General features: G+C 29.2%; 18 protein-coding genes, 1 tRNA gene, 1 other RNA gene and 1 riboswitch. Of the genes, 1 reads left to right on the top strand and 19 read right to left on the bottom strand.

All coding sequences use genetic code 11. From position 1 onward, the window contains the following. Positions 1-289: 289 nt before the first annotated feature. The 15 genes from B5D41_RS03580 to B5D41_RS03650 form a co-directional block, all read right to left on the bottom strand. The gene (locus B5D41_RS03580; RefSeq protein ID WP_078809240.1) at positions 290-2905 is read right to left on the bottom strand and encodes a SpoIIE family protein phosphatase; all 2616 of its coding nucleotides are present in this window, start codon (positions 2903-2905) and stop codon (positions 290-292) included. Positions 2906-2961: 56 nt separating this feature from the next. Continuing rightward, complete coding sequence (locus B5D41_RS03585; protein ID WP_078809241.1) at positions 2962-3387, bottom strand: ATP-binding protein; 426 nt, start codon at positions 3385-3387, stop codon at positions 2962-2964. Positions 3388-3428: 41 nt separating this feature from the next. After that, positions 3429-5219 (bottom strand): diguanylate cyclase domain-containing protein, encoded by a 1791-nt coding sequence (locus B5D41_RS03590; protein ID WP_078809242.1) that lies wholly within the window; start codon positions 5217-5219, stop codon positions 3429-3431. Positions 5220-5302: 83 nt separating this feature from the next. Then, positions 5303-7282 (bottom strand): methyl-accepting chemotaxis protein, encoded by a 1980-nt coding sequence (locus B5D41_RS03595; RefSeq protein WP_078809243.1) that lies wholly within the window; start codon positions 7280-7282, stop codon positions 5303-5305. A gap of 38 nt (positions 7283-7320) precedes the next feature. After that, positions 7321-7821: a chemotaxis protein CheD gene (locus B5D41_RS03600; RefSeq protein WP_234983885.1), complete on the bottom strand. Its 501-nt coding sequence runs from the start codon at positions 7819-7821 to the stop codon at positions 7321-7323. Positions 7822-7834: 13 nt separating this feature from the next. Continuing rightward, complete coding sequence (locus B5D41_RS03605) at positions 7835-8668, bottom strand: CheR family methyltransferase (RefSeq protein ID WP_078809245.1); 834 nt, start codon at positions 8666-8668, stop codon at positions 7835-7837. A gap of 15 nt (positions 8669-8683) precedes the next feature. After that, positions 8684-9292 carry a chemotaxis protein CheW gene (locus tag B5D41_RS03610; RefSeq protein WP_078809246.1) on the bottom strand — a complete coding sequence of 203 codons (609 nt, stop codon included), beginning with the start codon at positions 9290-9292 and terminating at the stop codon, positions 8684-8686. Positions 9293-9303: 11 nt separating this feature from the next. Beyond that, the gene (locus B5D41_RS03615) at positions 9304-11394 is read right to left on the bottom strand and encodes a chemotaxis protein CheA (RefSeq protein WP_078809247.1); all 2091 of its coding nucleotides are present in this window, start codon (positions 11392-11394) and stop codon (positions 9304-9306) included. A 27-nt stretch (positions 11395-11421) separates the two neighbouring features. Beyond that, positions 11422-11802, bottom strand: a complete 381-nt coding sequence (locus B5D41_RS03620) for a response regulator (RefSeq protein WP_078809248.1) — start codon at positions 11800-11802, stop codon at positions 11422-11424. Then, positions 11777-12100 (bottom strand): STAS domain-containing protein, encoded by a 324-nt coding sequence (locus B5D41_RS03625; RefSeq protein WP_078809249.1) that lies wholly within the window; start codon positions 12098-12100, stop codon positions 11777-11779. The genes B5D41_RS03620 and B5D41_RS03625 overlap by 26 nt, the downstream gene beginning before the upstream one ends. A 1-nt stretch (position 12101) precedes the next feature. Next, complete coding sequence (locus B5D41_RS03630) at positions 12102-12410, bottom strand: STAS domain-containing protein (RefSeq protein ID WP_078809250.1); 309 nt, start codon at positions 12408-12410, stop codon at positions 12102-12104. Between the two features lie 17 nt (positions 12411-12427). Then, positions 12428-14290: a methyl-accepting chemotaxis protein gene (locus B5D41_RS03635; RefSeq protein ID WP_078809251.1), complete on the bottom strand. Its 1863-nt coding sequence runs from the start codon at positions 14288-14290 to the stop codon at positions 12428-12430. Positions 14291-14396: 106 nt separating this feature from the next. Further along, positions 14397-14490: riboswitch (cyclic di-GMP riboswitch) on the bottom strand. A 185-nt stretch (positions 14491-14675) separates the two neighbouring features. Next, the gene (locus tag B5D41_RS03640) at positions 14676-14855 is read right to left on the bottom strand and encodes a hypothetical protein (protein WP_078809252.1); all 180 of its coding nucleotides are present in this window, start codon (positions 14853-14855) and stop codon (positions 14676-14678) included. Between the two features lie 226 nt (positions 14856-15081). Next, the gene (locus B5D41_RS03645) at positions 15082-18273 is read right to left on the bottom strand and encodes an AfsR/SARP family transcriptional regulator (protein ID WP_078809253.1); all 3192 of its coding nucleotides are present in this window, start codon (positions 18271-18273) and stop codon (positions 15082-15084) included. 364 nt (positions 18274-18637) lie between these two features. After that, entirely contained in the window at positions 18638-18817 is a 180-nt protein-coding gene (locus B5D41_RS03650) for a hypothetical protein (RefSeq protein ID WP_078809254.1), read from the bottom strand. Positions 18818-19435: 618 nt separating this feature from the next. On the opposite strand from B5D41_RS03650, the gene B5D41_RS03655 reads away from it, so the two are divergent. Then, positions 19436-20995 (top strand): bacteriohemerythrin, encoded by a 1560-nt coding sequence (locus B5D41_RS03655; protein WP_078809255.1) that lies wholly within the window; start codon positions 19436-19438, stop codon positions 20993-20995. Between the two features lie 52 nt (positions 20996-21047). Here the strand turns inward: B5D41_RS03655 and B5D41_RS03660 are convergent, their stop codons facing one another. The 4 genes from B5D41_RS03660 to smpB form a co-directional block, all read right to left on the bottom strand. Then, positions 21048-21335 carry an MTH865 family protein gene (locus B5D41_RS03660; protein WP_078809256.1) on the bottom strand — a complete coding sequence of 96 codons (288 nt, stop codon included), beginning with the start codon at positions 21333-21335 and terminating at the stop codon, positions 21048-21050. A gap of 274 nt (positions 21336-21609) precedes the next feature. Further along, positions 21610-21685, bottom strand: a tRNA-Trp gene (locus B5D41_RS03665). A 100-nt stretch (positions 21686-21785) separates the two neighbouring features. Next, positions 21786-22142, bottom strand: a transfer-messenger RNA (tmRNA) gene (ssrA, locus tag B5D41_RS03670). A gap of 30 nt (positions 22143-22172) precedes the next feature. Then, complete coding sequence (gene smpB / locus B5D41_RS03675) at positions 22173-22643, bottom strand: SsrA-binding protein SmpB (RefSeq protein WP_078809257.1); 471 nt, start codon at positions 22641-22643, stop codon at positions 22173-22175. Between the last annotated feature and the right edge of the window lie 83 nt (positions 22644-22726).

Consider the following 22726-nt stretch of genomic DNA (forward strand, 5'->3'; position numbering starts at 1 on the left):
CTTCTCTTTCTTCGTTAAGTTCATTATATAAGCAAAATATGAAAATATCATGAAGAAAGTATGAAAAGAATATGAAATTGAAATATAATATTTTTTTCACTTCGTCATACTTTTATAATATATTCATCATAATTTCGTAACAAAGATAATATATACTTATAAATGTAAGGTAAATAAAGATAACTAAGAACTTACCCCTCTTAGTAATTAGGATTTACCCCTTATTTTTCCCTTTTTTAATATCCCTTTTAAAAAAATGCCATCTGTTATTAATAACAGATGGCATTTTTTATTTGAATTTTAATAATATACAAGTTATATCATCATTATAAATCTTTTCATTAACATAGAAATTAAAATTTTCTTTAACTCTCTCCATTAACTTATCTTCTTGTAAATCATGATGATTACATAAATTATTTATTAATCGTTCTTTGCCATATATCTGTTGAGTACCATTAGTCTCTTCTATAACCCCATCTGTATACATAAACAGATTATCACCAGATTTTAAATTAACCTCTTTTTCAACTAAGTCTAATTCCTTAATATATGTATTAATAACCTTTCCTGGACAGACTAATTCTTCCCAACCATTCTTATTAAATCTAATTGGAAAATTAACAAATCCAGTCGCTGAATAAACTAATCTACCTATCTTATAATTTAATACTCCATAAAAAATAGTAATAAAATTATCCGCAGGAAAATTTTCATTTTGATATTTGTAATTCAAATCTGCAATAACCTCTTTAGGTGATTTAATCTTCTTTTCACCATTAACTATGATATAAGGTTCAATATTACTCTTAATAAACATAGTCATCAAGGCAGCATCAATTCCATGTCCTGAAACATCAGCTAAATAAAATCCTAGATATTCATCATCAATCCTAAAAATATCATAAAAGTCACCACCCATATGTTTTGCAAAAGTATGCCAGGTTGCTAACCCTATTCCAGGCACTTCCGGTAAAACATTTGGGAAAAGTGATTCTTGAATCTTGCGAGCCTTAGTTATATTCTCTAATAAATTCTGATGCTTATCTTGTAATTGTAATTGTAATTTCTTCGTATTAAAAAAGTTTGCAACTTCCTCACTAAATCCAGATAACAATTCTAAATTAGATTTAATTAAAAAATTGTTATTAGAAGTAATTAATTGCAAAACTCCTATCAATTCCTTATTATATATTAAAGGTAGAGCAATAATTCTATAACTCTTATCTCCATCAATGTTCTCATAACCACAATTATTACATCCTTTACACTCTTTACATGTAACATACATATTTAATGAATTTACTTCACATTCTACGCCCATCCTTTTTAAACATTGACACGAAATATTAATCTCCCTAAATATAAATTCTCGTTTCATTGCAGCTTCTTTAGTTATCGTATATAGGCAATTATTCACATTTTTTAACTTAATCTTAGAAATAATATTATTTTGAATTCCTGAATGACTACTCAAATCTAACATATCATTATAATCTTTAAAATAAATCGCAACTCCAATAATATCTAATACTTTTTTAAGCTCTACAGTAAATGCCTCACTTATTTGTTTAATATCATTATCTGAATCACCCATTTTAAATAATGTATATTCAACTTCCTTTAATTTTGTCTTCAATATTTGATCAGTTATGTCACGAATAATAAATATATACTCTTTTGAATTAATATTTCTTTTGAAATCACTAAACTTTTCTAAAGATGTTACTGTCCCTTTCAAAAATTTATCTTGTTGACCATCCATTTCTAACTTACATCTAAAATTAATAGGATCTGTTCTTTGAGAATTTGAACTTTCTAATATATCAATTAATTTTTTTAGCTTATTTCCTTTAGGAATCTCTACTTCATCATTATCTAAGTCAATATATCTCCCTCTTAAATAATCCGTACCAATTAACTGATCTCTAGATTCATTCAAAACTTGACTAACCTGTTGATTTACAAAGGTAATTTTCCCTTCTGAATCTGTAATTAGTATTCCATCATAAATTTTCTCAAATAAAGTCCTATATCTACTCTCAGAAAGTTTAATTCTCTCTTCATAAATCTTATTTTTAATTAATTTAGAAACATTACTTAAATATAATTGCAGCAAATCAAATTCTTCATTAGTTAATGACATGGATGCTTCATAGCTCAATACCCCATGATATTCATCATCAATTTTAATAGAGAATAAAGAAATCTTTCGTTCTGAAAAATATTTTTTAATAGTCTCTAAACTATTTTGATTCGAATCTAACAGCGTAATATAATCTGCAAAATTTTCAATATGGTTTAGACCATCTTTTAAATCAATATTAAAATAAATACTTTCTTTTAAGGAATCAGGATATCCATAACTAGCTTTTAAGTAATAACCGTCTTCCCTCTTACACCAAAATATTAATTTTTTAAGTTTAGGAATAGTCTGTTTTAAATAAAATAATATATTATTCAATAACATATCAAGATTATTATGTGACATCATCTGTTGCAACCTACTTGAACTATTAATGATTTCCTTTGTGATCCCTTGCATCTTACTCATTGCTAACCTTGTCTTAATTCGTGCAAGCAATTCTTCCTTTGAAAATGGTTTTTGTAGATAATCATCAATTCCTAATTTAAAAGCCTTTTTTAAATCATTTCTAGTAGTTAGAATAATAATTGGAATTTCTTGTAACTCATTCCTTTTCTTCATTCTACGGCATAATTCTAAACCATCAATATCAGGTAAAGTTAAATCTAATAATATTAAATCAGGACCATCAATTAATGCAGCTTCCATACCTTCTTTCCCATTTTGTTTGACTATTACTTGATAATCGGTTAAACATTTTTCTAAATATTTAATTTGAGTCTTACTATCTTCTATAATTAAAATCTTATCCTTATACATGCTAATCCTCCATTTATTATCATCTAACTATGTGATCACATTTTACTTTAATTTTATTATCTAAATTTAATTAAAGAAGCTTGATTTCCTTGGTTATTATATTCAATCAAATCATATACTCTCTTAGCTATAATAATACCACGTCCTCTTTCATTAAAATTATCCTTATCTAAGCTTTTGGATAAGTGTCTTTCCCAATTAAATCCTTTCCCTTGATCACTAATTAATATTCTAATGTGTTTTTCTGTTATAATTACTTCTATTTCTATTTCTTTTTGGCCATTTAAGTTATTACCATGTTCTATAGCATTGACTAAAATTTCATGAAACCCTAACCTTAAATTAATTATATCATCAGTATAAATAGCTAAAAAATCTTCAACCTCTTCTTCTAGATTATATACTTCATCAAACTTACTAACTATCGTTCTTTCTAAGGATTGAATCTCTTTACTTACTGTTGTTATCCTATCACTTCCCACTTTATCCCCTTCCCTTTTGCTAAGTACTTATATTTTTAAAATCATAATGCTTTTAACTTACTTTGATTATCAAATAATTCTATGAATACTTTTACTAATTCAGGATCAAATTGAGACTCTGCACATTCTTTTAATTCTGTTATTGCTGTTTGATGAGACATAGCTGTCTTATATGGCCGCTCATTAGTCATAACATCATAAGCATCACAAATAGCAATTATTCTTGCTAATAATGGAATATTTTCTCCTTTAAGCCTTTGAGGATAACCGGTCCCATCCCAGCGCTCATGATGAGATAAAATAATATTTGCAATCGGAGTTAATTCTGCTAATGAATTTGCAATCCTACATCCAATCTCTGGATGCATTTTAATCCGTTCCCATTCTTCCTCAGTCAATTTTGCTGGTTTCATGAGAATTTCATCAGAAATTGCTACCTTCCCAATATCATGTAATCTAGCTAACAAATCTAAATTATCTAGTTGATTATTTGATAATCCAAGATATTTTCCCATTTTCATAGAAATCTTTTCCAAACGATCTGCATGTTCTTTAGTCTCATAATTTTTTTCTAATAAAGTGGTTTCTAAGGATGAAATAATGGAACTCTTAGTACTCTTAGAGCCTCTTAATTTATTTCTATACATCCTATCTTCAGCTTTAGCCATAATCTTATCTATATTCCTAATAGGGCTTTCTTTAGTGACATATCCTAGCGCAATACTAATCTCTGTAAAAGGCCCTTCAACCTCTTCATACTTAGGAATATTCTCTTTAATCCTTTTGACTACTAATTCCACTTGATTTTTGGTGGTATTTGGTAATAAGATAATAAATTCATCCCCGCCCCACCTAACGACTATATCATTCTCTCGACATGATTCTTTTAATATCTTGGCTACTATCTTTAATAATTCATCACCTTTTCCATGACCAAAAACATCATTAACTAATTTAAGATTATTAACATCTGCAACAATTAAGCTTAATGGAATATGCTGCTGGCTATTTGCTAACTCTAATTCTCTCTCAAAATATACTCTATTATAAAGACCTGTCAATTCATCATGAAAGCTTAAATACTTAATCTGCCTTTCATCTTTTTTACGTTCAGTAATATCTTTATAAATTATACATATTCTTGACTTTCGATCATTAAATTCAATAGGTGTTCCAATAATAGAAACCTCTATCTCACTACCATCTTTTCGTTTTCGAACAGTTTCTTCATTAACCATTTTATTTTTTAAAATTTTATTAAATAATTGTTGACTTTTCTCTACTTCATCTTTTGGAACTATTAGCTCTCTAAGAAAATTATCCTTAGCTTCTGATTCTTTATATTTAAATGTATTTTGGAAGTTTTTATTTACTTTGATAATTTTTCCTTCTTCGTTTAAAATGGCCATTACCAGGGGTGATTCATCAAAAAGAGTTTCAAAATAAGATCTTTGTAACTGAAGTTCTTCTTCTGCTTGCTTCCATCTAGTAATATCACGCACTACTCCTTCAACTGCAATCAAATTATCTTCTTCATCATAAATAGGTGTAACTTTTTGTTCCACCCATACAAGACTACCATTCTTATGTACCCAAGGCAAGACAAGTGAGTTATTCTTAGTTGCAGGTGCTTCCACTAAATCTTCTAATAAGAATCTAACTTTAGAATGAACTAGTCTATACTCTATACATGGATCTGCATAAAACTCTTCAGGAGTATAACCAGTAATTGCTTTTGCTGCTGAATTAACATATTCAAATCCCTGCTTAGGTTGAAAACTATAACGAAACATTAAATCTTGTGCATTTTCAACTAAAGATTTAAAATCCATTTTAAAATCCCTTCCTTAATCTTTAAAATGATAATCAGGCTGTCGACGTTAGTCAACAGCCTATTAAATGAGGAACATTTTAATTAAAACTTCTCAAAATCATCTTCATTAAAATCTATATCTTCTTCATCATTGCCAAATAAAGCATCTCTTTCTTCTTTAAGTTCGGTATTTCCCTGATGCTGTTTTTGCATATTCTTTATATCATCTTTCTTATTTCCTAAATTAAACTGCTTAACCTCTGCTAACATATCTCTAGCTTCATCTTTCAATGCTTCACTTGAACTAGCTATCTCTTCTACCATTGCTGCATTCTGTTGAGTTACTTGATCTAACTCTTCTACAGCTCCTTGAATCTGATCCGCTGAAGTTGCTTGCTCCTGCATAGCAGCAGAAATCTCATTAACAGCTGTAGAAGACTGTTCACTATTCTCTACAATTTCTGTTAAAGAGTCTCCTGTCTGTTCAACTAATTCATTACCATTTTCAATCTGTTTAATAACTTTAGTAATTAAATCTTCTATATCTTCTGCTGATTCTGCCGTTCTACTTGCTAGATTTCTTACCTCAGCTGCTACTACAGCAAAACCTTTACCATGTTCTCCAGCTCTAGCTGCCTCTACTGCTGCATTAAGTGCTAATAGATTAGTTTGGAAAGCAATATCATTGACAACAGTAATGATATCAGCTATTTCTTTACTACTAGATGTAATCTCTGCCATTGAACGCATTGTATCCTGTACCACATTTGAACCTTTTCTTACAACTTCCATATTCTGATCGGCCAATTCGTCAGTACTTTCAGCATTAGCAGCTACTTCTTCTACAGCCGCTGTCATCTGCTGTATAGTTGCTGAAACCTCTTCTAAAGATGAAGCCTGCTCTTGAGTTCGTTGTGATAAATCTTGATTACCTTCTGCAATTTCATTAGAAGCATTCCCAACAGTCATTGAAGAATCCTGTACTGAATGCAAAGTTTCTCGTAATTCCCCAATAGTCCTATTAAGATAATTTGCCATCTTTCCTAACTCATCATTACTATCTACTCTAGCCTTTTTAGTAAAGTCACCTTTAGCTACTTTTCCTAAGACTTCTTGGATACTTTCGATAGTACTAGTAATTGAACTAGAAACAAAGAATACAATTAAAGCAATAATTACAAATAAGATTATATAACCAATTACAGATTGTTTTGTAATTTTATTAGCTGCTACTGTTAATTCACTTACAGGAACATTTAACGCTAAAGACCAATTAACTCCTTGAATTGGGTAATAAAAAGCATATTTATCTTCACCATCAAAACTATATTTATTAACTCCTTTCTCTCCAGCTACCATTTTCTTAGTAATATTTGCAAGTTGTTGATTAACCCCTTCATTATTTGGATTCAACACATTAAGCTTCATAGCTTTAGAAGGATGTGCAATCAGCATTCCATCTTCTTTAACTACATAACCATAACCCGTCCTACCCATTTTAAAATCATTTACAATTTCTTGGAATGGCTCTAATAAAACACTTCCAGCTATAATAGCAACTGTCTTTCCATTTTCATCTTTCACTGAATTTGCTATTACAAAAACGTCTTCACCACTTAATTTCGATTTGATAGGTTTACCAATTACTAATTCATTATTTTGTTTAACTTTTTTAAAGTATTCTCTGTCTTCTAAATTATATAAAGACTTATTTTTAGTAGTCCAAGCTTGTCCTTTTAAATCAATCAACATCAAATTAGCAAAAGTACCTTTAATAGCCTCTTCTTCTAATTTATTAATTATAGTCCAAACATCTTCTTGTTGATTCCAATTTTCTTTTAATTCTAAAGTCCGACTTAATACTTTTACTTCGTTTCCCTTAGCTTCTAACCAATTATTAATTACCTTAGCATTTCCTCTGACTTGCTGAAGGCCATTAGTTCTTACAGTATCAGTAACTTCATCTACTGCTAAATTATAATTTTGGTAAGCTAATCCACCTAAGACTAAGATTAAAGGAATCAAAATTAATACTAATAATTTATTACGCACTGTAATTCTTCTTTTAATAAAATCTAACACAGTAATTCCCCCTTTATAATTATCCTAATTAATATAGTTTAAGCTAACTCTTGATGAGTAGATTTTATCTTTCGAGAATAAATTCCTTCTTTAGGGTAAAAGTAAATCTGACGCCCATAAGTACCCCCAACATCTTGAGCAATTATCGGAATCTGTTGCTGTTCTAAATACATTTTAGCAAAGTCAACATTAGCCTTTGCAACATTACTATAACTTGATTTAACAACTCTTCCTCCACCAAAAAGTTTAGCTTCTAAATACTTTAAATTAGCACCTTGTTTAAGCATTGCTGAAATCAAAATCTCCATAGCATCTAACCCATACTTGCCAAGTTTATCCTTATCTTTTCTTTTTAGCTCCATTGGTAACATAAAATGATTCATCCCATAAACTGAATTGACATTATCTATTAAACAAGTGGCAACACAAGAACCTAATAAAGTAGAGATAATCTCTTCCCTATCTCTAGTGGTATAAAAATCTCCAGCAAAAATCTTCTTGACCTTTGTCCTCATTTTGAATTTTAACCTGCTTTTCACTATTAAACATCCTTCACTTCATTTTTTGATAAGTCGTCTGCTGAATTAATTTCCACTTCTCAGCTAAACCACTTGAACCATTAATAGACTCTGAATGTCCTAAAAATAAATACCCATTATCCTTGATATAATTATAGAACCTATGTAAAACTTGCTCTCTAGTCTTTTTTTTAAAGTAAATAAATACATTTCTGCAAAAAACAAAATCTAATTCTGATTTAATAGGATACTCTGTACTTTGATTTAAATTTAACCTTTTAAATACAACCAATTCATTTAAATGTTGCTTTACCTTAAATAAACCTTTATTCTTACCTTCTCCTAACTTAAAATACTTTGTTAATAATTTATAAGGAATCGGTTTTATTTGTCTTTGATGATAAATCCCTTTTTTAGCTAATCTCAAAACTTCAGTATTAATATCTGTAGCTAAAATCTTAATATCCCAATCATCATCAAAAAATTCTCTTAGAATAATAGCTAAACTATAAACCTCTTCTCCACTAGAACAACCTGCACTCCAAATTCTAATCTTCTTATTACATTTATCTGCTTTAATTTGAGGCAATACTCGATCTTGTAAAAATTGAAAATGATACTTTTCTCTAAAAAACTTAGTTACATTAGTAGTTAATAAATTGCAAAGGTGAACTAATTCACTTTCACTCTCATTTAGTAATTGATAATATTCATCAAAACTATCTAAATTTAATTCTCTTAAGCGTTTAGATAAACGTGAATGAACCATAGCTTTCTTCTTAGTTGATAGATTTAAACCAATTGTTCGCTGCATTAATTCACTGATTTGATTAAATGCCTTATCACTAATCTTTACTTTAAAATCCATAATAAATCAACTCTCTTATCCATCGTCCTCTATTAATTCATCATCAGATTCGTCTTTTACTATATCCTCCTTTTTATCTGTTACTTGTCCTTCTTCACTCATTTCTCCCTCATCTAGTCGATTAAGTGCTCTAAATTCTTTAAAAGATAAAAGCTTTTCTAATTCCAACAATATTATCAATCGCTCATCAAGCTTAGCCATACCTTTGATAAATTCTGTTTTAATATCCGAACTAAATTCTAAAGCTGTTTGGATATCTTCTTTAGAAAAACTCAAAATATCCGACACATGATCGACTATTATTCCTACAATCTTATCCTTAACCTCCAAAATAATAATTACAGTAAAGCTGTCATATTCTCTTAATTCAAGATTAAACTTTTTCCTTAAATCAACAATTGGAATGACTTCCCCTCTAAAGTTAATAACACCTTTAATTACTTCCGGAGCATTTGGTACTTTAGTCGGTTGATGATATCTAATAATCTCCTGTACTTTTAATACATCTACTCCATACTCCTCATCGTCAACTCTAAAGGTTACAAACTGATTTTCAGCAGAAATATTCGTCAACTGTTGATTTAAAATATTCATGGTATTATCATTGTGCTCTTCTGTTTGCATGAATTCCCCTCCTATCTGACTGCCATTCTTAGTATTGTAGCTACATCTAAAATCATAGCTACATTTCCATCTCCTAAAATAGTAGCTCCAGCCATACCCTCTACATAAGTATAATTATCCTCTAAACTCTTGACTACTGCCTGCTGTTGTCCCAATATTTCATCCACTAATAAACATGTCTTTTTTCCATTCTCTTGAACAATAACTAAGATTCCTTTTGTTGGATTAATCTCTTTAGCCTCTATGTCAAGTACTTTATGTAGTCTAGTAAGAGTAACATATTCATTTCTAATTTTGATTACTTCACCTTTTCCTTTGACAGTCTTTACATGCTGCTCTAAAGGCTGAGTAAATTCCACAATCGAATTTAACGGAATAATAAAATGATCCAAACCTATTTTAACTACCATGCCATCAATAATAGCCAAAGTTAACGGAATTTTTAATTTAAAAGTAGTTCCTTGACCTAGCTCACTAGAAATATTAATAGTACCTCGCAGGTTTTCAATATTACTCTTAACTACGTCCATGCCAACCCCACGCCCAGAAGTCTCCGTTACTTTTTGAGCCGTCGAAAAACCTGGCTCACAGATTAATTGATAAACCTCATCGTCTGTCAAATTCTGTTCTGCTTCAATTACACCTTGATTAACAGCCTTATTTAAGATTTTATCTCTATCTAGTCCTTGACCATCATCTGAAACATCTATTATTATATTCCCTTCTTGGTGATAAGCATTTAACGTAATAGTCCCTTTTCTAGGTTTTCCATTCTCTTCTCTTACCTCAGGTAACTCAATCCCATGATCAATGGAATTTCTAATCATATGCTTTAATGGATCCCCAATCTTCTCAATAACAGTTTTATCCAACTCGGTTTCTTTACCTTTAATCTCTAAATCAACTTCTTTTCCTTGCTCTTTAGATAAGTCTCTTACCAATCTTCTAAAACGCAAAAATGTATTTCCGATTGGAACCATCCTTGCTTTCATAATCTCTTCTTGTAAATTATGAATTCGTTTATCCATCTCATCTAAAGAGGTTACTAATTTCATATTAGAATTTACATTATTCTTTAATGCTAACTCTCTTACTTTAGCTTGAGAAATGATCAATTCTGCCATAGAATTCATTAATGCTTCTAATTTATCAGTATCAACCTTAACTGTACTCTTAGCTTTAATTTCTCGACTTTTTTGTTGCTCTTTAACTATACTCTCTACTTGTTTTTTATTGACTTTACCGTCCTCTGCTAAAACATCTCCAATTTTTTTCTGTTTAGCTAATGCCTCTTGAATATCTTCTTCCTCTAAAATCCCTTTCTCTACTAATATTTCTCCAGTCTTTTTATCAGCTAAAGTTAAATCTAAACCTTGAGTGAAATTTTCAGTAATATCTTCTATCTCTATCTTATTATCAAACTCAATAAAGATAAATACATCATTAATTTTTTCAATAGGCTCTTTAGTCTTAATTAGTAACGTTAGTTTTATATAACACTCTTCTGGATCAAGATTATAAATATCAGGAATCTTAGTTAGATTAATATTTCTATCAAGAACTTCTCCTAAATCACTTAATTCCCTAATTAATAATAAATTATCAGTCCCTGTTACGAATAAGTTAGAATTAAAATCAAGACTTATTTTATAAACTCTTTCTTCATCTATGCTGCTACCTTTTACTTTGGCATGAGATACTACTTCATCCTCATCATCAATACCTAAAAAATATTGTAATGATTTACTTACCTCTTGTACGTTTGCTACATCAAATTCGTATTTCGGTTCAATAATAGACTTTACCATATCTTCAACTAAATCTCGACTTTCTAAAAGCAAATTAATTATCTCTGAATTAATATTTAAAGAACCATTCCTGAGTCTGTCTAATAAGTCTTCAGCATGATGAACAAAATCTGCTATTTGATCTAATCCAGTCAAGCTAGCACTCCCCTTAAGAGTATGCATTGCTCTAAATATTCTATTGATTAAATCATGATTATTTGGCTCAGATTCCAATTGTAATAAATCAATCTCTAAATTAGCTAGAAGCTCTTCTGCCTCTTCAATAAAAATATTAATTAAATTCTCATCGCTCATCTTGCCCCTCCTTTCTATCTAGCTTTCTTATCTAATAAATTTCTTGGCTACACTAATTAACTGCTCCGGCTCAAACGGTTTCACTAACCATCCAGCTGCTCCTGCTTTTTTACCTTTCTTCTTCATTTCTGCCTGTGACTCTGTAGTTAAAATTAAAGTAGGAATAAATTTAAACTTGCTATCCTTTTTAACTTCCTGTACAAAAGTAATACCATCCATTTTTGGCATATTAACATCCGTAATAATCATTTTTGGCCTTTCAGTAGGTGAATCATTCTCTTTTAACTTTTGTAAACCATCTTCTCCATTTTTAGCTACGATAACTTCATACCCTTCTTTTTTTAAAGTATACTTAACTGAAGAACGAACAGTTCTTGAATCATCAACAATTAATATCTTCTTGCCCATCATTCACTTCCTCCTCAATTACATTGAATAGTTCACTAACTCCTGCTAACTTTAAGCTCTCTTTAAAACTGTCTGTAGGACTCTTAAAGAATATATTAAATTCTTCATTTAAAGCTGTCTTTTCTAAAGATAATAATAATTGAATACCTGCTCCATCAATAATATTCATATCTTGACAATTTAAAATTAAATCTTCTTTAATATCTAATCTGCCTAGAATCTTATCTTTAAAAGATTGTACAGTATAGATAGTTAACTCTTCCGGAATCTGTAGTTCTATTGCTGAATCAGCAACCATATTATCCCTCCTTCACCTCAATAACTTCATCTAGATGAATTAACTTAATAATTTTTTCTATATAATCACTTTTAATATTAACTAAAGATAATTTACTATTAACCTCACTCAATCTTTTTTGGCTTAATAATAATTTCCCTATACCAGAACTATCAATCATCTGCACTTCAGAAAAATCTAGAATGATTTCTTTAATCCCTTGGTCAATAAATGAAAATATCTTCTCTTTTAATTGTTTAGAATTAGTAATATCTATATTCTTACTTTCTATGTAAATCATTACCTCATCCTGTGATTCCTTAACTCTCATTAATCCTACCTCCTCTCTTAAAATAATGTTAGTTCTCCTCCTTCACTACCTACATCTATCTCTAAATCAGTAATTTCCTCCTGAGCTGTCTTTCGTTCTAAATAACTAGTAAATTCATTCATTAACTCCTGTAGTCTTTCATTATGTCCTACCCAATCATCTTGACCTATTTTTGTTAAATAATCTTCTTTTAATTGTAAAGCTTTACACTCAAACTCTTCTAAAGAATCAATAATTTCTTCTCCTTGATCTTGTAAAGTGTAGCATTCATCTATCTGCTGATTAACTGTCTCTATTTCACAGACTAAACCATCAATAGATTGCTGTAAAGCTTGAATAGCTTCCTTAATTAACTGCTTAGTTAATAATAATTTTTCTTCTGAATCTGCAATAGTTTGGGTAGATTGATTAATCTTATTTTTAACTTCTACCGATATATCTATAAACTGACTGTAATTAGTCTCTAAATTTTCTTTTAAGTCATTATATGCCTGTTGATTATATTTACTAGAGTCAATGAAATCTTTAATTGCTGATTCAATATCTTTGGCAAAATCTTTCTTAGTACCTAACATCCGGGTAAATTCAATCTTAGCCAAAAGTTTAATCTTATTAAATTGACCTGCAACCCCACTAATATCTGAGAATTGATCTTGAATCTTATTCATATTTTCATAAAACACTGCTTTATCACTGATTAAATGGGAATATCTATCTTCTATTCCCTCTAATTCACTTGTTAATTTAGGAATAAAATCAATTAATCTTTGATAAATCAATTCTAAACTAACCTTATCTGTCGATCCAGATCCATTAGAACCTCCAGCAAAAAAGAGACTTAACTGCTCCCCATCCTCTCTAATCTCATTCAAATCAGAACTCATCTGAGTAAACTCTTCTTGAATCGTGAATAATGAATCGTGTAATTGCTTCAAAATGTTATTCATTAATTTTTTAGATAAATTTAACACTTCAGTAATAAAGACTAACTTGTTTAAAATAACTTCCTCTTCACTATTAGCTACCTCAAAATCCTTAATCTCTTGTTGAGTACTTAACATAATTTCAATTAAGTTCTCTAAATTCTGTCTAATTATATCTTGATTTTGAGCTAGAATAATAATATCGTAGATAGGTTCTACAGATTGTTGAATATGTCCCATAAAGTCCTTTAACATATCTGCAATAGTCTGTAATGAATCTAATATATCTTCAAATATCTCTTTAATTTCCATTCGGTAATTAGATGAAATATTTTCTTCAATTGTTCCTAACTCATTTAAATCACCTGTAAACCCTTGATACCACTTCTGTAAAGTTAATATACTCTCTTCAATAAATTCATACTTATCTTTAATATTAGCAGCTAAACGATTAATCTCATTAGAGATCACTCTAAAGCCTGCCCCATCTTTGCCAGCCTTAGCTGAAACTATAATAGCATTAATTGAAAGGTCTTCTAGCTCACTTAATACTTCTTCTAACTCTTCAATTAAATTTAATACTTCCATGAATTGAGCTTCTTCTTCATCATTATCCATTATAAAATCATCTAATATCTCAGATACTTTATCTCTAGCTGATAATGAATCATAGACCTGATGAATCTTCTCTTCTAAGTTTTCTAACACCTCATTCATTTGAAAGTTAGTATCGATTTCAGATTCAGGTTCATCAGTTTCTATAAAATAATTAATTAATAATTTAGTTTCCTCAATAGTTTCATCTATATTCTCTTCAATCTCAGGTAATCGGTTTGAAATCAATCCATAGAAGTCTTCAGTCTTATCAATGATATCTTCTAAAGATTCTATGTTGTGCTTCAAACTATAATTTAAGTCATCTATTATGTTTTGAAATACCTGACTAGATTTAGCCAAGCTATCACCTCCCTAACTAATTTAAATCTCTAAATATATATGATAAAAGCCAAAAACAACAAACCTTATCCCTAATTAGGGATAAGGTTTGTTGTTACACCTATCCCATGGAAGCCAGACAGTCTTAGTATAAAATCAACTATACCTTAGACTCATAGCTTTGCGTCCCTTTCTTTACAAAAGGTATGCCTTTCTCACGGAAAATTTTAATTATTAATCTTGTGAGTTGTCGCACATGCAATATCATATAAAAAACATCCTATAAAATATTATGTAGTTATAAATTATATAAGTTTATACAAAAAATTTGTCGCTAATAAGCTTATTATGTATGCATTTATATATAAAGTATATTTCTTGTATATTATATTAGTTATTTCGACTATTATCTCTTTTTTCCTTCTTTATTAAGTATCTTTAATACTATTTTATCTATTTCTTTGCTCAAATTTATGATTTCTTTATTTACTAAATCATTCTTTACTTCAACTAACTTAGATAATTTTACTAATTTTTTATTTAGTGTCATATTCAGTTCATTAAGTTCACTACTATTTGGTTTCAAACCATTTCTCCTTTCAAAATCTTTTTAGCCTATATATATAAATGACAAATAGTTTTTTATTCTTCATTTATTATTCCAATTCCTTTAATATAATTCTTATTCTACTATATTTTAACATATTAACCTTTCTAACTGATTACATCTCACTTACAATGTACTTACATACCTAAATAAATAATTAAAGGAGTCATCTTATTAATAAGATGACTCCTTTAATATATTCAAACTATAAAGTTATTGACCTATAATACTCTTCTATCCTAGAATTAGGATTAATCTTTAATTCCTCATTTAAAACTTTTTTACAACTCTGATAAGCTTTAATTGCAAAAGACCGTTGCCCCATTTGATTATAGCTTTTCATTTTATAAAAATATGCCTGTTCAAAGTGTTTATTAATCTCTAACATTCTATCTGTTAATTTAATACATTTTTCATATTCCCTATTCTGATAATAATATATTAATAATTCATCAGCCATATCTAAAAATAAACTCATGAATCTTTCTCTTTCTTTAGTAATCCAATCTTGATATAAATCACCTGGTAATAAGTCACCTTTATATAGATTAATAGCTTGGCGGTAATAGTTTATCCTAATTATATATTCATCTGCTTTCTTGCCTTTGTTAAACAACTTTTCAAATAGAGCTACATCATAATCATAAGCAATACTTATATTTAAGCCATAAGAAGATCCTTGTCTAATGATGAAATATGGTTCTTCTTGTGCTGACCTTGTTGGCTCTAAAATTTTATTCAATGCATTTAATGTTACATTAAAACTTCTTTTAGCTGCCTCAATCGCTTTATCTGCCCATAATAAATTACAAATCTTTCCTCTAGAAATTAATTTTTTATGATTAACTAAGAATAATTTAAAAAGCTCTTTAGCTTTCTTTCTTTTCCAATCCTCTTCTACAACTTCTTCTCTTCCACGAAATAATTTAAAATCACCTAAAGCTTGGACCCTTAAAGGGTACCCCGGATGCCTATTTAATTTTGATAAACCAAGTTCATTTAATAATTTATTAACATAGTCAGATTTAACCTTCAACTTACGAGCTTCTATCAAAATAGGAATAAAATAATTAGGGTCACTAGTACCAATTAATGATGACTTTAAAATAAGATATTCATATGAATTCTCCTGGATTATTTGTAAAAATTTACTCATAATAATTTCAAACTCAACTTCTTTATTAAGTTTAAATAATGTTAATGCTAGCCACATTAATGAAGAAGCTAATTGTAATTTATTATTTATATTTATAAAAATATATCTAGATTTTTTAAAATGATTTTCTGCCTTCATTAATTCTTCATTAAAGTAATAGTTAAAACCAAGTCCTCGTAACAGAATACCTTTAGCAAATTTATCTCTTTGTTCATCAGCATACGTTAAACCTTTTTTGCCATATTTTATTCCTTCTTCTATATTCCCATAGAATGCTTGGAAAGAAACTAATTGTGCTAATACTTCGAACTTATGCCAAGTTAAATCTAAAGGAGAAGATAGCTTATTTATAGCATCTAATATATGAATATATTCTTTATTATAATACTCTATCAGATGAGCACTAGATAAACGATAACTAAATACTAGATATGATTCTAGTAATGATTTATTAATTCCATTACATGATTTTAATTTTTCCCATATATACGTCTGGGCTTCATCAACTTCACCTCTAAATAAATGATATAATATAGGATAAAAAAGCGGATTATTATGAAAAGAAATCGAATTCCAAAAATATTTATTAAAATCTCCTACTTTTCTTATTAACTTTAAAGCTTCCTTTAAATTACCTTTTCTAAAAGCAAGACTAGATTTTAAACTATTATAATACTTATCACTAATTTGAACATCTTTTACTAAATTATCTGCTTCTTTAACCTCACCTTGTATAAGTTTACTCTTAATCTTTAAATATGTATACATATCCTTTTGGTCTGTTGATAATTCTCTTTTATATCCCTTTAATTTTTGAAAATAATCTAAACCTTTAGTGGATTTTATATAAAAATATGATCTAGTAAGTCTTATTAAAGCTATAACTATACCTTCATTATTATTCTGTCGCTGAAAGATATATTTTGCTTGTTGATAATTCTCAATCATCAATTCAAATTCTTCTAAGCAACAATTTAAATTTCCTCTATAGATTAATAATAATGGATAAGCATGGAATGCTTCCTCAGATAAAGCTGTTAAATATTTTCGTAATAAACCAAATTCATTATCTTTTAACCATTCTTTACTATGTGCAACTGCTAATTGAGCTATTTCATCATTTTCTTCTAGTTCTTGACTATGATATAAAACTTCGTCAAAATAATTATTCTTTAAATAAATTTTTTTAGCCTTATCATGTAATTCATCTTGATCATATACTTTATCCGTTCTCGTTTTTAAAGCTTCATGAAAATGTTTTCCATAACGATATTGACCTTGATCTATTCTTTCAATAAAACTTGATTTAGTAACTAATTTCTCTAATATCATTTGGCTATTATCAATATCTAATAATTGATCACAAATCCTAACATCTAACTTCTTTAATATAGCAGTCTTCAATAAAAACTCTTTCAACCTATGATTTAAATCATCTAAGATTTCATACTTTAAATAATCAAAAATCATCTCAAAAGTATTATCTTCCTTAGACAAGATTTCTTCTAATTTCATTCCTTCTTTCAATTTTCTAGCCATTAAATCAATAGCTAGCAACCATCCATCCGTCGTCTTAATTATCTTTTCTATCTCAGAAGTATTAAGTTGAAGGTCATATTGTACTGAAATCAATTCTTCTACTTGTTGCTGATCTAATATAAAATCTCTCTCTTTAACTATTGCTACTTCCCCCTTTACCTGCCAAGTAGATAATTTAGGAAATTGGACCTTTTGCCTACTTAAAATTACTAAATGCAGTGAAGAAAAAAGTGATTCTATAAAATAACTAAGAGATTCTAAAATCGATTCATTATTTAAAACAAGATGAAAATTATCAAGTATTAAATAGGTGTCAGTAGTTAAATTATCTATTAAAATATTAATTAATTTTTTTATGAATGTATTTATACTTAAATCTTTTTGTTTTAATTCTTGTAATAAAGAAGAAGTAGCATTTTCAATTTTTTTATTCCCAACTCCAAAAGCATTAACTAAGTTAATCCAAAAAGTAGTAGTATCAATCTTCTTTTCTTCAATACTATACCAATAATGAGCATCTGGAGAATTAGTAGTAAGAAAATTAACTAACGTAGTAGTCTTACCGTAACCTGGACCACCTTCTAAAATCATTAAGGGATACTCTTTGATTTTTTTATATTTTCTCCACAAAAATTTATTATGCCAAAACCTATTTTGACATCTAGGAGGAATAAATTTAGACTTAACAACTATATCACCCATAAATTACAGCTCCCTATAACAAAATTATTGAATTTCAAAATATAAGCTCCCTCAACAAATTATTGACTTTTCAGTTAATATTTTAACATATCATTCTTACTAATTGCTAACAAAAGACTATCAATATAGTTACAATAATCCACATGAATTCATAAATGCCTTTAGAAGAATGATATATATATCCATTATCTATATATATGTATCATTCTGTAATTTTTCTGTTAATCCTTTTATTTTTCGACATTTATTATAACCTTAGTGCTCTTTAGCAATGATTCTTTATTATGAATAATAAAGAAAGCCTGTTCTCGTTAACGAGAACAGGCTTTCTTTAGTTAATATATAGTTTATTTAAATATTTTAATTAACAACTGCCTTGTGGCTGATTGCCGCCAGTGATAGCAAATCCACTACCAAAGAATGACTTTTTATAATCAATTTGTGCTCCGTTCAATTGATCAACAATTTTTGAGCTTAAAATAAATTTAAGCCCTTTAGCTTCGACTAATTCATCATCATCATTTTTTGACTCTACAAGAGTCAATCCATAGTCTGGGCCACCTCAGCCAATTGACTGTAGAAAAATTCTAATTAAAGCTTTTGGTTTATTCTCATCCTCTAACAGTTCTTGAAACTTTTCAACTGCCTTATCAGTAACTGTAAGCATCCATAATCACTCCTTAATTTTTTATCCTATTGCCCCCCTAACATAGGGGCAACTAAATTATATAATAATTTATTATAATTGTCAAGTATTGCTAGTCCAAACTATGTACTAATATGCATATTTTTTTAAATATAAAAAAATGGCACGGGTGGCAGGACTTGAACCCGCAGCACCTGGATTTGGAGTCCAGTGCTCTGTCATTTTGGATAAACTTCGGTTTCAGAATTGATTTGAATTACCTAGTATAATTTTATTATAGCGAAAATCTTTCTGATATTGTATTATCCTAGTAATCATCCATAATTTCTTCAAAGGAGAATATTATTTTTTGTCGAATAAACATAATAATGGCATTTTACTTTGTAATATTTTTAGTTTAGTTACTATAAATATTTGCAATGATAAAGCTAATTTTCATGAAATTTACTTATACTTATGACAGCAAAAACCTATAATATGTTAGTGCTAGAGAGAATACTAAGAGGAGGAAAATTTATGAATTCTAAAGTACGAAAGAAAAATATTGGTTTACATTTGAAATTTGGAATTGGAGTAATTTTAATTCTTTTATTGAGTATTATAGTAGGAAACTTTTTTACGGGAGTAACAGAAATTTTTATTACTATTTTACTTGGCTTAATTTTATTTGAATTTTTATTAAATAAATTAGTGACAAATAGACTAAATGAAGCAATCAAGTGGTTACAAGAAATTAAAACAGGAGATATTGAATCTAATTTGAAAGTAACAAGTGGTGATGAAATAGGTTTATTAAAAGATGAATTAATAGATTCCTTTGGCGGATCAGGGAGCAACCAGGGAGAAATTATTAAAAAAATCAAAAGTGAAATTGGTAATCTATCTATCTATAGTCATGAGTTATCAGCTTCTTCTCGAGAAGGTAATTCAGAGGTAGAAGATACAAATGATCTTATAGAAGATATGATTTCTAGTATTCAAGATATATCAGCTAGTGCTGAAGAAGTAACAAGTTTTGCTGAAGAAGCAACTTCTCATACTCATTTAGGAAAGAATAATATTCAAGAAACAATTAACAGTATACAGGATATTAATCATGCAGTTGATGAAACTATAGAAGTTATGCAAGAGTTAAATGATTATTCTCAGGAAATAGGAGAGATTATAGAATTAATTACTAATATAGCAGACCAAACTAATCTATTGGCTTTAAATGCTGCCATTGAAGCTGCTCGTGCAGGAGAACATGGTCAGGGCTTTGCGGTAGTAGCGGAAGAAATTAGAGAATTAGCCGAAGAAACTGCTGATGCTACTAGTAATATTGTAGAAATAGTTGAAGCAACTCAAACTAAATCAAGTGAAGGATTAAATTCTATTAAAGAAGTAAATGTACAAGCTAAGGAAGGAAAAAAGGTAGCAAAAGAAACTAACCAAGTCTTTACTGAAATCGAGACAGTTAGTCAGCAGACAGCAGAAATGATTGAACAAACGGCTGTTTCTGCTCAAAATTTAGCTGAAAATAGTGATATGTTAATGAAAAAATCGGAGAACATTTCAGAAATTTTTGATGTGGTAATGAGTTCTTCTAATGACCTTGCAGAGATAAGTAAGGATGTAAATGATTCAATGAATAATTCTAACATAGATGTAGAAAAAAGCACAGAAGAGGAAATGGAGATTATTAAATGGGATGATAGTTATTCTGTTGGAGTAGAAAAGATTGATGAGCAACATAAGGAACTTTTTAAAAGAATTAATGATTTAATTATTGCTAGCAGTTCAAATAAGGGAAAAAGCGAGTTTAAAAAGACTTTAGAATTTTTAGCTGATTATACTGTAAAACACTTTAATGATGAAGAAGAACTTCAACAAAAGTATGATTATCCTGATTGTGATATCCATAAAGATATTCATGATAATTTTGTAAATGAAGTATTGGAGTTTCAAAAAGAGATTGAAGAAAAAGAAGTAGGTGCAGTAACCTTAATGAAATTTAATAGAAAAGCGGCAGATTGGTTAGTTAATCATGTTAAGGGAATAGACCAGGAAGTAGGAAAACATATAAATAAAAAATAAAATTTTAATTAGTAAACCTCCTGGATATCCAGGAGGTTTATTCTTTCATAATTTAAATTTCTAAGCGTTCTAAAATAACATTAGCAATTTCTTCAGGATTTTTAAATGGAAAGTCATCATTTTCTAATAACTTTTCAGCCTCACCAACTGTAAATTCGAAACTACTAATTTTATAGACAGTATCTCTTCCTTCTGGAAATAAATTAAATAAAACTTCTAAATCTTCAACTGGAAATTCAGCTTCTTTTACAACATTAATAATCTCTTTTTTAATTTTAGTTCTTATTTGTCCTTTAATCTTCTTTTTCACCTGGTCTTTAAGCTTTTTTTCTAATGACATATACAGCCTCCTTCTAATTCATATACTATTCATTCTTTTTAAAATTGTTCTTCCTAACAGGGTTTTGCTTGTCTATGAATAAAGAAGGATAAACAATGAATTGAAGTTTTATCTAAAATAAAAAAACTGAGCACTGGATCATCATCAAAATACAATGAAATCCAATGCTCATAAATTAATTATTTTAAACATATTATTAACATAACAATATCGTCGCTTAAGCCTATCATAATAGGTACAAGCAAGGTAAAATAGCAAAATAAATATAAAAAAATGGCACGGGTGGCAGGACTTGAACCCGCAGCACCTGGATTTGGAGTCCAGTGCTCTGCCAATTGAGCTACACCCGTACGCAAATATTTATCATTTATTTAACAACATTAATATATTATCATAATACTAATTAAATTGCAAGGTAATTCTCATACAATTTAAAGTTTATTATTAATTTGGTGGAGGTGGGCGGATTCGAACCGCCGTCCTTAAAAGTCTCCACTCAGGGTTCTACGAGCGTAGCTTATGCTTTAGAATCGTAACCTTAGCTCCCATAAGCAGGATCTAAAGTTAGTAGCTTGTAATTTCCCCATCCCCCTACAAGCATCAGAAGATGAGTAGCCTGCTAGTTATGACACTTATAAGCATCCACAGACAAGATACTTATTAAGTGTAGCGGTGCTTTACGCAGCCGCTAAAGCGTAATTATTATCGTTTGCAGATAATTTTAAGTTTCCAGTATTTTACGAGTGAAAGGAGTCCTCGGCTCGCTTTCCTGGTGTCAACACTCAAGTCGATTCCCAAAACACCCCCATAATTGGAAAGCAATTTTACATTCTATACTTAATATCTATTCAGTTGTTTATCTTTAAATGCTCTCTCAATATCTCTTTGAGCAGTACGTTTCTTAATATCTTCCCGCTTATCATGAATATTTTTCCCTTTACCTAGTGCTAACTTAACTTTAACTATATTTCTTTTAAAGTAAAGGTTAAGCGGAACTAAAGTATAACCTTTCTCCCGAGTCTTACCAATTAAACTTCTTATCTCTCGTTTATGCAATAAAAGCTTTCTAACTCTTTCAGGATCATGGTTATAACGATTACCCTGTTTATATGGAGCTATATGCATATTATACAAAAATAATTCTCCATCTTCAACTATAGCAAAACTATCCTTTAGGTTAACCCTACCCTGGCGAATAGACTTAACCTCTGTCCCTTGCAAGACAATTCCTGCTTCATAGGTCTCTTCAATATGATATTCGTGTTTTGCCTTTCGGTTTCGCACAATCACTTTACCATTTTTACTCATAGTCTATTCACCTCTTAAATCAAGCTGCATATAACATTATAACACCTATATTCTATCTGTCAAGGGGTAAAGCAAATAAAGGT

It is taken from the genome of Selenihalanaerobacter shriftii (genome assembly GCF_900167185.1).
Lineage (GTDB): Bacteria > Bacillota > Halanaerobiia > Halobacteroidales > Acetohalobiaceae > Selenihalanaerobacter > Selenihalanaerobacter shriftii.